Annotated in this window: 11 protein-coding genes and 1 tRNA gene; 5 read left to right on the top strand and 7 right to left on the bottom strand. The window is 62.1% G+C overall.

The genetic code is table 11. The features are described from left to right. Positions 1 to 18 precede the first annotated feature (18 nt). The 3 genes from MacB4_RS07415 to tal all read left to right on the top strand — a co-directional run bounded on the left by MacB4_RS07415 (position 19) and on the right by tal (position 3677). Positions 19 to 90 (top strand) — tRNA-Val (locus MacB4_RS07415). A 60-nt stretch (positions 91 to 150) separates the two neighbouring features. Then, positions 151 to 2190: a sodium-translocating pyrophosphatase gene (locus MacB4_RS07420; protein WP_206864985.1), complete on the top strand. Its 2040-nt coding sequence runs from the start codon at positions 151 to 153 to the stop codon at positions 2188 to 2190. A 401-nt stretch (positions 2191 to 2591) separates the two neighbouring features. After that, a complete protein-coding gene (gene tal, locus MacB4_RS07425; protein WP_206863247.1) occupies positions 2592 to 3677 on the top strand; it encodes a transaldolase in 1086 nt (361 codons plus the stop codon). Between the two features lie 45 nt (positions 3678 to 3722). Here tal and MacB4_RS07430 read toward each other — a convergent pair whose 3' ends face one another. Further along, on the bottom strand, positions 3723 to 4514 hold the full coding sequence (locus tag MacB4_RS07430) for an inositol monophosphatase family protein (protein ID WP_206863248.1): 792 nt from the start codon (positions 4512 to 4514) through the stop codon (positions 3723 to 3725). Positions 4515 to 5599: 1085 nt separating this feature from the next. Here MacB4_RS07430 and MacB4_RS07435 point away from each other — a divergent pair. Together MacB4_RS07435 and MacB4_RS07440 are read left to right on the top strand one after the other, a co-directional pair. Beyond that, the gene (locus MacB4_RS07435; protein WP_206863134.1) at positions 5600 to 6766 is read left to right on the top strand and encodes an IS256 family transposase; all 1167 of its coding nucleotides are present in this window, start codon (positions 5600 to 5602) and stop codon (positions 6764 to 6766) included. Between the two features lie 440 nt (positions 6767 to 7206). After that, positions 7207 to 7812 carry a Uma2 family endonuclease gene (locus MacB4_RS07440; RefSeq protein ID WP_206863249.1) on the top strand — a complete coding sequence of 202 codons (606 nt, stop codon included), beginning with the start codon at positions 7207 to 7209 and terminating at the stop codon, positions 7810 to 7812. 36 nt (positions 7813 to 7848) lie between these two features. On the opposite strand, the gene MacB4_RS07445 is transcribed toward MacB4_RS07440, so the two are convergent. From MacB4_RS07445 to MacB4_RS07470, 6 genes are all read right to left on the bottom strand, one after another. Further along, a complete protein-coding gene (locus tag MacB4_RS07445; RefSeq protein WP_206863250.1) occupies positions 7849 to 8424 on the bottom strand; it encodes a hypothetical protein in 576 nt (191 codons plus the stop codon). A 36-nt stretch (positions 8425 to 8460) separates the two neighbouring features. Beyond that, positions 8461 to 9267 carry a hypothetical protein gene (locus tag MacB4_RS07450; protein WP_206863251.1) on the bottom strand — a complete coding sequence of 269 codons (807 nt, stop codon included), beginning with the start codon at positions 9265 to 9267 and terminating at the stop codon, positions 8461 to 8463. Positions 9268 to 9275: 8 nt separating this feature from the next. Continuing rightward, positions 9276 to 10055 carry a TIGR00282 family metallophosphoesterase gene (locus tag MacB4_RS07455; protein WP_206863252.1) on the bottom strand — a complete coding sequence of 260 codons (780 nt, stop codon included), beginning with the start codon at positions 10053 to 10055 and terminating at the stop codon, positions 9276 to 9278. 81 nt (positions 10056 to 10136) lie between these two features. Then, positions 10137 to 10457 carry an RNA-binding protein gene (locus MacB4_RS07460; protein ID WP_206863253.1) on the bottom strand — a complete coding sequence of 107 codons (321 nt, stop codon included), beginning with the start codon at positions 10455 to 10457 and terminating at the stop codon, positions 10137 to 10139. A gap of 214 nt (positions 10458 to 10671) precedes the next feature. Beyond that, positions 10672 to 11736, bottom strand: coding sequence for a glycolate oxidase subunit GlcE (gene glcE, locus MacB4_RS07465; RefSeq protein WP_206863254.1), 1065 nt, complete (start codon positions 11734 to 11736; stop codon positions 10672 to 10674). A 55-nt stretch (positions 11737 to 11791) separates the two neighbouring features. After that, positions 11792 to 13231: an FAD-linked oxidase C-terminal domain-containing protein gene (locus tag MacB4_RS07470; protein WP_242529379.1), complete on the bottom strand. Its 1440-nt coding sequence runs from the start codon at positions 13229 to 13231 to the stop codon at positions 11792 to 11794. Positions 13232 to 13336: the final 105 nt, after the last annotated feature.

A 13336-nucleotide genomic window follows, 5' to 3' on the forward strand; every position in this document is an offset into this window, starting at 1 on the left:
TTACTCCGAGGAGGCATCGGGCAGTTAGCTCAGAGGCAGAGCGTCTCGCTTACACCGAGAGGGCCGGGGGTTCGAATCCCTCACTGCCCAGTGTGACAAAAAAGTGGGGAAGAAGAAAAAAAAGAGGGATTGCGCGGCATGCAAGAGTATTTGATCGATCACGCCCTCGGGCTCTCCATCGGCTTTGCTCTCGTAGGGATTGTTGCCGCCATCGCCTTGGCCTGGCAAGTACGCGGCATGGACGCCGGCAACGAGCAGATGCGCTTGATCGCTGGCGCCATTCAGGAGGGAGCCGCGGCTTATTTGGGCCGACAGATGCGGGCAGTGGCGGGGATCGCCGTCGTCCTCTTTCTTCTCATCGGTTTCTTCAAGAGCTGGTGGGCCGGCGGAGGCTTTCTGCTGGGTGCGGGCTGCTCCTTCCTGGCGGGATTCATCGGGATGCGCGTGGCCGTGCTGGCGAACGTGCGAACGGCGCAGGCGGCCACGATGGGGCCGGAGCCAGCGATGCACGCGGCTTTCCGTGGGGGAGCGGTGACCGGGTTGCTCGTCGTCGGGCTCGCCCTCTTTTCCGTGGGAGCTTTCTATTTGCTGTCAGTCTCCTATCAAGGCTTGCGAGAGACCGTTTCGGCGCTCGTCGGGTTGGCGCTGGGGGCTAGCTTAATCAGCGTCTTTGCACGGCTGGGTGGTGGGATCTACACCAAGGCAGCCGACGTGGGAGCCGACCTGACCGGCAAAATCGAGCAGCGTCTGGAGGAGGACGATCCGCGCAACCCGGCCACGATCGCGGACAACGTCGGTGACAATGTCGGTGACTGCGCAGGAATGGCGGCAGACGTCTTCGAGACCTACGTCGTCAGCCTGATCGGAGCGGTTCTCGTCGCGGCGATCAGCCTGGACGGAAACCCCGCCGCGATGATGTATCCCTTTCTGGTCGGCTGCATTACCATCCTGGGGGCCCTTTGCGGGATCGGCTATGTGAGCTTCTCGAAGGCACCAGCGGGGAAGGCTCTGGTTCAAGGGGTCGTGGCCAATGGGGTCGTTGCATCCGTTCTTTTCCTGCCCCTCTGCTTCTGGCTCTTCCCGGACCGGTGGGCACAAGAATACAGCTGCTCGGTGATCGGGGTGCTGATGACCGCCGCCATGGTCATCATCACCGATCACTATACAAAGACCACGGCGAAGCCGGTGCAGAAGATCGCGCGTGCCTCTCAAACAGGTCACGCGACGAACATCATCGCGGGATTGGCCTTGGGGATGGAGGCGACCGCCTTGCCCGTCCTCTTCATCGCGATCGCGGTGCTCGCCACCTTCTGGCTCGACCGGCTTTATGGCGTCGCCATCGCCGTTCGCTGCATGTTGAGCATGGCGGGCGTGGTCATCTCGTTGGACAGCTTCGGACCGATCACGGATAACGCGGGGGGAATCGCCGTCATGAGCGGACTGCCGAAGCAGACGCGCCAGGTGACCGACGAGCTCGACGCGGTGGGCAACACGATGAAAGCGGTTACAAAGGGCTATGCGATCGGCTCGGCGGGGTTGGCAGCCCTGGTCCTCTTTGGTTCCTATGTCGAAGAGCTCCGCCACTACAGCTCGCAGGCAACCGCCGAGGTCTTGCAGTTCCGGCTCCAGGATCCCAAGGTGATCGTGGGCCTCTTCCTGGGCGCTCTCCTCCCCTACCTCTTCGCTGCCCGGAGCATGGCCGCGGTCGGGAATGCAGCCGGTGCGGTCGTCGAAGAAGTCCGGAAGCAGATTGCGGAGATCCCGGGCCTCCTCCAGGGGACAGCCCGGCCTCTCTACGGCCGGTGCGTCGACATCGTGACCAAGGCTGCCCTGCACGAAATGGTCCTCCCCGCGCTCCTCCCTCTGATCCTGGTGGTCGCCATCGCCGTGATCCCTGGGCTCGGTCCGATCGTTCTTGGAGGCGCTCTCATCGGCACCATCGTCACCGGCCTCTTCGTCGCGATCTCCATGACCTCTAGCGGCGGCGCATGGGACAACGCCAAGAAATACATCGAGGAAGGTCATTACGGGGGCAAGGGATCCGAGACGCACGCCGCCTCGGTCACGGGCGATACCGTGGGTGACCCTTACAAGGATACTGCTGGGCCCGCCATCAACCCGATGATCAAGGTCGTGAACGTCCTGGCGATTCTGGTGATCGGGATCTTCGCCCACTACTGGAAACTCTAGGGTGGTCTCGTCCGAGCGGGACGCAAGCCCCGGGCGGATCCGAGAGGTCGACGAAGACGGGGTTTGAACAGTTGATTAATTATTTGAGCTTTTTCAATCTTTCTTGTAGATTTTAATTTACAGTGGCCATCCTGGACGGCCCTACGGCGAGTTCCGCCGGAAGTCACGCCTGTGGAGAGGAGCGCTCTAGCTCGGCACGCAAGCGCCGGGTGAAACCAGCCTCGACGAAGCAGGAAGTCAGCTTTGTTCCCGTTTAGGCAGGAATGAGCAAGTCTGACGAAACGGTTGACCCGCCCGTGGCAGAACGGATAGCATGGGCGCGAAGGCTCCTCGTATCGCGCGTGCGATAGAGGAGCTAGCCTACGGGCAGACCGCCCGAAGGGACCGAACGGCACATCCCCATGAAAGCGACGCAAACACTCCACGAGCTTGGTCAAAGTCTCTGGGTAGACAATATCTCTCGGCAGATGCTCGATGATGGACTGCTCGATCGATATATCCGGGAGTATTCCGTTACCGGATTGACCTCGAATCCGACCATCTTCGACCATGCGATCGCGAAAAGCCATTGGTACGACGAGGCGATTCAGGAGCACGCCTCGCGCGGGCTGGAGGGTGAATCTCTCTTCTTCGGTCTGGCCATGGAGGACCTTCGAAGAGCGGCCGACTTGTTTCGCCCGACCTACGAGGCGACCGAAGGGGGCGACGGCTGGGTCTCCCTGGAGGTTTCGCCGCTGTTGGCTTACGATGCGAATCGCACCTTGCAGGAGGCGAAGCGGATTCATGAAGCCATGGGGCGCCCCAACCTGTTCGTGAAGATCCCCGGTACGCGGGAAGGGCTTCCCGCAATTGCGGAGTCGATCGCCGAAGGGGTCTCCATTAACGTTACGCTCCTTTTCTCCGCTGAACATTACGCGGCGGCGGCCGATGCTTATATGACCGGTCTGGAGCGGCGAAAGGCGGCAGGGCTTCCCTTGGGGGTGGTTTCTTCCGTGGCCTCCGTTTTCATCAGCCGGTGGGACAAGGCGATCATGGGCAAGGTCCCAGAGCGGCTTCGAAACCGGCTGGGGACCACGGTAGCCAAGCAGGCCTACCGTGCCTATTGCGAAGTGCTGGCTTCGGATCGCTGGCGCTCGCTCGAGGCCGCGGGTGCGCGACCCCAGCGGCTTCTCTGGGCCAGCACCGGCACGAAAGATCCACACGCTTCAGACATTCTCTACATTCGCGCCCTTGCCGCCCCAAAGACAATCAACACGATGCCGGAGGAGACGCTGCTGGCCTTTGCGGACCATGGCGAGATTGGAGAGCTTCTTCCGGCCGATGGAGGGGACGCAAGTGCTCTCCTTGCCGAATTCCATGACGCGGGCATCGATGTGTCGGCTCTGGCCGCGCAGCTGCAGCGTGACGGGGCGGAAGCCTTCGTCTCCTCCTGGAAAGATCTCCTGCGATCCCTTTCCGAACGAAGCGCGCTTCTGCAGAACGCCTAGGGAATATCGCCTTCCGGGCGAGCTCGCCCGAGCAGGCAAGCGGGGCTATTCGTCAACCGGCAGTCCGCTCAAGTCAAGCCGGCCGTTGGTCGCCGTCACGCGGAAAGTGTCTGTACCCGGATTGGGAAATTGGTGCATGTGGCCTCCTGCTTGCTGGAGGAGGAGGACTCCTGCGGCGATATCCCAGAGGTGGATTTCCTGCTCCAAGTAAGCGTCGATTCGTCCGGCGGACAGGTAGGCCAGATCAAGGGCTGCCGAACCGGTGAGCCGGACCTTTCGGACGCGCGGGACGAGGTATTGAACGAGCCGTAGCCCCTGTTCGATTCCCGCTCGGCTTCGGGAAAAGCCGACGACGCAGACCGCTTCGGAAAGGTGAGCTCGCTTGCTTGCGGCGATCGGCTTCCCGTTGAGTCGGGGAACGCGACCCCGTTCGGCGGTAAAAAGCTCCTGGCGGATCGGATCGAAGATCACCCCCACGAGCAGCTCTCCCTCCAGCCGGACGGCGATCGAGGTGCAAAAGTGGGGAATTCCGTAGGTGAAGTTCACCGTCCCGTCGAGCGGATCGACGATCCATTCGACCGCACCGGTGGGCGACCCCGCGTTGCCCTCTTCTCCCAAGATGCGATGATCGGGGAAGTCGTGCAGGATCATCTGGGAGATCAACCCCTGGCACTGCCGATCCGTTTCGATCTTGATGTCGTAGGCCTTCTCCTCGCAGACGATGACGGGCCCTCCGAAGCTCCGCCGGAGGTGATCTCCGGCAACGAGGGCGGCGTCGACCGCCGTGCGTGCGCATCGCGCGGAGAGGGCGGAAAGTTCAGCCGGACGGTGACTCATAGGCTACTCCGCAGGGCGGGGGTGAGGAAGGCGGGTGGAACGCGAGATTGGTCCAGCGCCTGCGGGCTCTGCTTGTCCTCATTATGGAAGCCCGGAGGGGTGGTGGAGCGAGTAGATCCGGGACGTACCCCGCTCCGGCATGCTCCCTCCGTAAGCCCGATCGGCTGCCGCTACGTTAGGGAGATTCTCTCGGAGGATCAAGAACTCTGAAGAGCTCCGAAAAGGAAGGATCAGGCCAGCCGGGGCGCAAGGTCGCTCCTTCCTCTTCTTCGCCCGGGAATCGCTTGTGCTCGGGGGATGTGTCCATCGCCAACCGGTCCATGCGGTTGCGAAGGTACAGACGCTGATGTGACTGCCTGTGGTTTTTTTCGGGTTTGGCATGGACTTTTGGGCGTTTGAGTGTCGCCTTGAGGACGCAGCTTCGTGGCAGCTCTGGTTCGCGGAGCTTCCCGAGTTGATCCACCGCCGGACGGGATCGCGCCTAGTCGCTGATCTCGCATCTGTCCCTCTGGTCGCTGTGTGCGTTGTGCCACTCTGGAGGCTGCGTGAGATGCTGCTTGACCGACTGATACCACTCCGAGACCGGCTGCCTTCTCATCTTGCGGAGCTGCTTAGGCGGTAATCAGGGATGATCCCGCATGGATTCTTCTAATCGTCTGCCCGACTCGTCCACGAGAATTTCGGTTTCCCTGCGCAAGTAATTTGTACGGACAATGCTAGCCCATTCTTTGAGAATGGGTAGTGCATCCGGCGAGATGTGTCCCGTGCCGGTCCTTGGCAAGTCGGCCGACCCTGAGAGAGTGTGGCGGAATCTGTCGTACCGATAGGATGCGGTCCAGTCTGCGCTTACTCCGCAAGGAAGCGTGCGGCTTGGCGTCACAGAGAGCGTTGTGAGTGCAACGAAAGCCCCCCAGTGTGTGCGGAGGACCTCCGTCGTGAAAGGTGGAAGTGCAAACACGCTTTGTCCAAAAAGGCCCTCTTCAGTTGTGTATCGTCCTTTCTGTAAATTCTCTTCCAGCCGCTGGCTGGCTGGTTTGCCCAGCGCAATCATGATGCCATGACTTTGACAAAGGAGCGTAACGATCATGGTAATGCGAGTCGAAACAAACCCTTTGGAAGCAGCCTATGCGGTGCTACTCGAGCATGGGCTGGATGGCGCAGGCGAAGCCTTGCGCATTTTGGTGAATGAAGCGGCCAAAATTGAACGGGTCGAGTTTCTCGGCGCCAGGCCCTACGAGCGCACCGCAGCCCGGCGCGACTGGGCCAACGGTTATAAGCCCAAGACGGTGCTGACCAAGCTGGGCGAGCTCACCTTCGAGGTACCGCAAGTGCGTTCTGGCGACTTCTATCCTTCTGCGCTCGAGAAAGGCACCCGCACCGATCAGGCGGTGAATCTGGCCTTGGCCGAGATGTACGTCCAGGGCGTCTCCACCCGGCGGGTGATCGACGTGTTGCAGCGGCTCTTGGGGCCGGAGATCAAGCTTTCTTCAGCCCAGGTCAGTCGCGCTGCCGCCAGACTCGATGAAGGGCTCAAGGCCTGGCGGGAACGCCCGTTGGGCGAGGTGCCTTATCTCTTTCTGGACGCCCGCTATGAGAAGGTGCGCCTGGAAGGACGGATCGTCGATTGCGCGGTACTGATTGCAGTGGGTATCGAGGCAACGGGCAAGCGCCGGGTGCTGGGCTGCGAGGTGGCTACATCGGAAGCGGAGATCAACTGGCGCCGCTTCCTGGAAAGCCTCCTTGCCCGTGGATTGAAGGGGGTCAAGCTCATCGTTGCCGACGACCACGCGGGACTGAAGGCCGCGCGCCGTGCAGTGTTGCCTTCCGTGCCCTGGCAGCGCTGCCAGTTCCACCTGCAGCAAAACGCCGGTCAGTTTGTCACGCGCCAAGAAGCGAAGAAGACCGTTGCCCGGCAGCTGCGCACGATCTTCAATGCGCCGGATCGAAGCGAGGCCCAGCGGCTGTTACGGGAGGCGCTTGCGCAATGGCGCACGGAGCATCCCAAGCTCGGGGAGTGGGCTGAGGAAGCCATACCAGAAAGCCTGACCGTCTTCGACTTCCCTGTCGAGCACCGCGTGCGGCTGCGCACCACCAACGGCCTGGAGCGCATCAACCGGGAACTCAGACGCCGCACCCGGGTGGCAAGCATCTTCCCCAATCCCGAATCGTGCCTGCGGCTCATTTCCGCCCTGCTGGCCGAACTCGACGACGAGTGGATGACCGGCAAGGTCTATCTCAACCCCAACCCGTAACCCAGGCATCATGATCTGCTGCGCGGAAATTTACAGAAAAGGAGTTGCACCATCCCCTCTTCTTGGCGAAGCGCGGTGTAGATCATATTGCTGACCTCCACCCTCGTCTGCTCGGTGATCGGCGGACATCCTCCTGGCAGGAACCCCCAAACCCATTCCGCGCCGATCCGGTCGGCACGGCGTTGGGAGGCCCGCCCTGTTGGCGGTGCTGCGGCGGATTGCCGGATCCGCTCCAGGGTGAAGAGCAGGTCGGAAGGCCGACGGCGAGGAGCATGGGGAGCAGCAGGATTCGCATCGTTGATGTCTCCTGGGGGAAGGTATTGCGCTTACTTTGGTCTGAATTCGTCAAGCCGATTCTCATGCCCGATGAGCCGATCGAGTGGGCTATTGCCGCTTCCCACCAGCGGGCGTATTGTCGAAACCGAGGGAAGTAGCTTTCCATGGCAACAGCGGCTCTTGGACCGTACACGCTGAAGGATTGGCTCTCGACTCCCGAGGGAGAACATTGGGAGCTCATCCACGGGAATCTCGTCATGACGGGGGAGACGGCAGGCAATAGCAAGCTGGCGCGGAAAATCCTGGTTGCTCTGGACAACTATCTTGAGCGGCATCCTCTAGGCGAAGCGGCGCACAACACGGCCTTCGGCTTCCCCGGGATCATCGATCTGGACCGTGAGGGCGTCGTTCCCGACCTCTGCTACATCCCAAACGACCAGCTCTCGAAATGGGATGATGAGGCCAACGTCCAAAAAGGCGTGATCCCGGCTCTCGTGGTCGAAATCCTTTCCCCTTCGACTAGGGAGATCGACCTTGTGGACAAGGTCGAGATCTACCGCGAGGCGGGCGTCTCGGAGTATTGGATCCTCGATCGCTCCCAGGAGGCGATGCGGATTTGGAGATTCTCGGAGAATCCGAATGCGCCGATCGCGGTCCAAAGCTTCGCCGAGACCATCACGACTCCACTCCTGCCCGGCTTCGTCCTGGATCTGCCGAAGATCCGGAAGACGCTGGTGGTGGGAAGAAAGTGCCCGGACCAGTCGCGCTAGGCGTTGGGCGTGTTGCCGCCGCGATCAGCGGCCTCTCTATGGACAGTTGATTCCCAGCAAGCGATAGGCGGTCCTCTGGAGAGGCGCCGAATGAAATTGGCTGTTGGCGACCATGGCCTGGAGAGTGGTCCGCCCCTCGCTGTTCAGCTCGTGCTGAGCCCAAAGCAGCGCCACGCAGAGGGCCTCGTCCTGAGAAAGGCCGATCTTGGGAAGCTCGGCGTAAGGGCTGGAAAAGGAGAAGTAGTGGAGGAAACGGAACTCGTTTCCGCTGGTGCCGAACAGAAGGTTGCCGCGCCGCTCGTTTCCTCTCTCGATCACGAAAAAGAAGCCCCGCTTTTCGCACATCGAGGGTCCCACGAGGGAGTGAGTGCAGTCGAAGGCCAGGTAACTGCGAATCAAGAGTTGGTTGCTCTCCGGTAACGTATCGAGAAAACGGGCGAGCCGCTCCGTCAAGAATGGAGTCATCGCCGCCCGACGACCCTCCACGGGACCTGGACGGAGAAGCATCAGGAACGCCAGGGAAGCGGCGAACCAGCCCGCGTAACGCAGCTTTCGAAGCGGAGGCCAGGAGGGCTTTTGACCGGAGCCGGATCGGATGGGGTGACTGTTCATGCGGGACCTGGATCTTTCCTCAACGGGTGATGGCATTCATTGGCCAGGCACATTCGCGGCCGGCTTGGCGAGACGATAATCGACGAGCTCGATCTGCTGTCGCTCATGCCGAGAAGCGAAGGGAATCCGAACTCGATAATGAAACACGACCGTCTTGGGAACATAGCCGAGAGGGATGCGCTGTGCCACATAGGAAAAAGCGAGCCGCTCGAAGCGGACGAGAAACCACGCGACGCTGACCGGCCGGGCCAGGAATGCGTGCGTTTCCAAGATCGAATAGTCTCGGGCGCTTACGTGCATCTCTCCATGTACTTGGTTGAGAATCTTTTCCAAAGGGGTTCGATAGGGTTCGTCCGGCTTGCCGGAAAAGCCGATATGATAGGCGGGCTCTCCATGCCAGTCGCCGTGGTCAAGGAGCACGACGCGGAACCGGGGAACCGCCTTTCGGAAGGAATAGACCGTTTCAATTCCCCGGCGAGCTCGTTTGACCTCTGCCTCCGACATCTCCCTTCTGGCCTTCTCGTCACCACGCACATCCGTGAGGATCAGTGCATGGCTGTTCGGGAGAACCCGGATCACGAAGTGGGAGCGCTTTCGGGAAAGATTGTCGGATCCGAGCGAATCGACCTCAATCTGCTCGAGAAACTGATAGGCATTCAACTCATGAGCCAGCGACTCCTGCCTCTTGACCATCCGATCGACAATCAAAGAGAGTGGCGGAATCGGAGTGGAAGAAGAGGCAGGCTCGGTCTCCGCCAGCAAGCCCGTTTGCAGGGCGAAGCCCCACAGGCAAAGGAAGAGGGTGGTGCCCCCCCGAAACGGCTTCAAGGGAGGAAGCCGCATAGGCTTTCCTAGATAGCAAGTTGGATCGGCTCGATCGCAATCGCTCGCCCGGAAGGGTCATCCAGGGTGAGCAAGACTCCGTCGGCCTGAAGGCCCTTGGTAGCCAAACCAAAGCGCTGGGGAAGAAGGGTGACATACCTCTGGATCACGGGCCCGACTTCTCGCCCGATGACCGAATCGTGTGCACCGCAGAAGCCAACGTCCGTCAGGTAGGCTGTGCCTCCCGGAAGAATCTTGCCATCCGCCGTTTGCACATGCGTATGCGTGCCCACGACCGCCGACACCTGCCCGTCGAGGTATCGACCGAAAGCGATCTTTTCCGAAGTCGCCTCCGAATGGAAATCCACAAGAATGCAAGAGGTTTCCCGTCGAATCGCTTCCAAGGCGGGACGAACCGTCAGGAACGGGTTGTCCGTTTGCGGTGTCATGAACGTACGCCCGAGCGCACATACGACGCCCAGCTTCTTCCCGTTGCCCTGGACCACGATCGAGCCGCTGCCCGGAGTGTTCGAGGGGTAGTTGAGCGGACGGAGCAGGCGGGGCTCGTCGGCCAGAAACGGGACGATTTCGCGCTGATCCCAGGCATGATCGCCCAACGTGACCACGTCTACGCCATAGCGGAGAAGCTCGTAGGTAATCTTGGGGGTGATTCCACTGCCGCCGGCCGCGTTCTCCCCGTTGACGACGACGAAGTCGATCGTCTTCTCCTGGCGCAACCGGACGACGGCAATGCGAACCACCTCTCGTCCGGCTTCGCCGACGACATCGCCCAAAAAGAGGACCTTCACCGAGCCAGCGTCGTCTCTCGCGGACTCCGCCGACAGGGGAAGCACGAGAAGAGCGACTGTTCTCCAACATGCGAGAAACGGCTAGCGCCGATCCCGCTTACGGAAGCCTCCGGAGCCGGAGCCAGAGCCAGAGCCGGAGGGCGCGAAACGTTCCTCCTTCGGTTTCGCCTCGTTGACGACGAGACTCCTCCCTTCGACTTTCGTGCCGTGCAGCTTGTCGATCGCTGCCTTGGCTTCGTCCGGGGTTTCCATCGTAACGAAGGCAAAGCCACGGGACTGGCCGGTCATACGGTCGATGATCAAATTTACCTCGGTGACTTTCCCGTACTGGCTAAAGAGCGCGCGCACGTCTTCCTCTCGGTGAGAGAAAGGGAGGTTCCCGACATACAATCTTCTATTCATGCAATCTTTCCTCAGTACAAACACATCCGATCTGCCGGGTCTCCCCGATCGCAGTGGCCATCGGAAGGAGCACGTTCAGCCCTTGCTGTCCGGCCCTCTTTCGCAGACCTCGGTCACAATCCCACATCGCGGAAAAGAGTCAAGCGGAAAGCGGCGGACCCAGCTGCGATCCATGACTGGCTTTGCCGTACCGAGGGCCGATGGGCCGGTGCAATCAAACCTCGTCGTAGAGGCGTCCCGGATTGAGAATTCTTTTCGGGTCGAACGAGGCTTTGAGCCTCCTGTGAAGAGAGAGCAGAGCCGGCTCGAGGGGCTGCAGGCAGGATCGACCCGCATCGAGCAGAGTGGCATGCCCGCCCCTGGATCGGGCCCACTCCCAGACGGCGGCGGGCTCGAGCGCCCCTCTCCACCAGCGCTGCGCTCCACTCCAATCGAGGAAGAGGGAGCCTCTGCCTGGCGCAGGAGGGAGGGTCGCCGGAGGGACGGAAAGCCGCCAGAGCGGGCCCGGCCGGGCGAAAAAAGAATGGGTGCGCTCGCGGACCGACTCCCAAAAGAGCTCTGGATCGACCATGCGATCCCCTCCGATCCGCTGCGCCGCAGCCTGCACTCCCGCTTTCGAGCCGCACAGGCGCACGAAGAGCCGTTCCCCGTCGTGGCAGGCTGCGCTGATGGGGAAGGGCTCTGCTGCCAGCCGGCAGAGCCGCCGGACCGCCGTCTCGGGCGCCTCTTCCCATGCGAGCGTTTCCGAGGCGGGCGGCCTCGGGCTCACCTTGAGGCTGATCTCCAGCAAGACCCCGAGAGTTCCTTGCGCTCCCGTCACGAAGCGTGACACATCGTATCCGGCCACGTTCTTGATGACCTCCCCCCCGAAGCGGAGAATCTCTCCCTTCCCGTTGAGCAGGCGGACGCCGAGCACAAAGTCCCGAGCGGCTCCGGTGAAGGGGCGCGCGGGTCCGGAAAGGCCGCAGGCGATCGTGCCGCCCAGCGTCGCGGACGCTCCAAAGGAGGGCGGCTCGAAGGGGAGCCACTGGCCCTGCGCGGCGAGCAGGCCATGGATCTGGTCCAAGGGTGTGCCGGCGCGGGCGGTCAAGACGAGCTCGGTTGGCTCGTAGCGGAGGATGCCGCGATGCTCTCCCAGAGGAAGGCGTCGGCCCGTGACGGAGCGGCCCAGGAAGCTCTTGGTCTCACCACCAACGAGGGCGAGCGGAGTTCCCAAATCATGGGCTCGCCTGACCTCGTCCGCCAAGACGTCCGTAAGATCCTGGTCCTGGTGGCTCACGCGCTTCTCCTGCCGTGCGATCGGTCGACGGCTCTGGTGGATCGCTGCTTCGACATCAGTACCGTTCGATCTCGGGGAAGGGTAGCCCGCCGCGGTGGAGGTGCATCGCGCCCAGCTCGGCGCAACGATGGAGCAGCGGAACCGCCTTGCCCGGGTTGAGGATGCCGTCTGGATCGAACGCCTCCTTGATGCGGTGAAATTGCCTCAGCTCCGGGGCGCGAAACTGGAGGCACATGGACTCAAGCTTTTCGACTCCGACGCCATGTTCCCCGGTGATGGCCCCACCCAGCTCCACGCAGAGCTCCAGGATCCGGCCGCCGAGGCGCTCGGCTCGCTGAAGCTCCTGCGGTCGGCTCGCGTCGTAGAGGATCAGCGGGTGCAAGTTGCCGTCCCCCGCGTGGAAGACGTTGGCAACCGGCAGACGGAATTCCTCCGAAAGCCGGGCGATGCGGAGCAGCGCTTCCGGAAGGCTCCGCCGGGGGATGGTGCCGTCCATGCAATAGTAATCGGGGGCCATCCGGCCGGCAGCGGGAAAGGCCGACTTTCTCCCCTTCCAGAGCAACTGCCTTTCCTCTTCGGAGGAGGAGAGGCGCAAAAAGCAAGCGCCGCTCTCCCGTAACCGCTTTTCGGCAAGCTCGATCTGCTCGTCGACCTCCTCGGGTCCCCCGTCGAACTCGCAGAGCAGGAGCGCGGCCGCCTCCACCGGATAGCCGGCATGGACGTAGGCCTCGGCTGCTCGAATGGCCAAGTTGTCCATCATTTCCAGGCCTGCTGGCGCGAAGCCCTCCCCAATCAGCTTTCCCACCGCTAGGGAGGCTGATTCGACGGAAGGGAACCCCGCGACGATCAGACGGGCGAAGGGAGGATTTGGCAGGAGCCGAACCGTCGCCTCCACAACCACCCCCAGTAGTCCTTCGGACCCGATGAAGAGGGCGAGAAGATCGAAGCCGGCCGCGTCGAACGCTTCCGCCCCAAGGACGAGGAGCTCTCCCTCGGCGGTGAGGATCTTCACCGAAAGGACGTTGTGAACGGTCAGCCCATACTTGAGGCAGTGGAGCCCGCCCGCATTCTCGGCAATGTTGCCCCCGATGGTACAGGCGACTTCTGACGAAGGGTCCGGAGCGTAGAAGAGGCCGAAGGGCGATGCGGCTTGCGAGATCGCGCGATTGGTCACCCCGGGTTCGACCCGAGCCGTCCGGTTGAGCGGATCGACAGCAAGGATCTTGCGAAATCGCGTCATGCTCAGGACCAGCCCTGACCGATTCGGGAGAGTGCCTCCCGACAAGCCGGTGCCCGCCCCGCGGGGAATCACCGGAACGCGAAGCGCACGGCAGACGCGGAGGAGCTCTTGGACCTGAGCGACCGACTCCGGGATCGCGACCGCCAAGGGGAGCTGGCGGTAGGCGGTCAAACCATCGCATTCGTACGGTCGCAGCTCCTCGGGGTCGGAAAGCAAGGGGCAGTCGGGCACGGCACCGCGCAATCGGCGCAAGATCTCCTGAGGGGAGCAGGAAGGGCCTTCCGTTCCCGGCGTCCCGTACGGGCGATCCGCTTGCTCCCCCCGCTCAGCGCGGAGGCGGCGGAATGAGCCAAGAGACAG

Source organism: Methylacidimicrobium sp. B4, assembly GCF_017310545.1.
Lineage (GTDB): Bacteria > Verrucomicrobiota > Verrucomicrobiia > Methylacidiphilales > Methylacidiphilaceae > Methylacidimicrobium.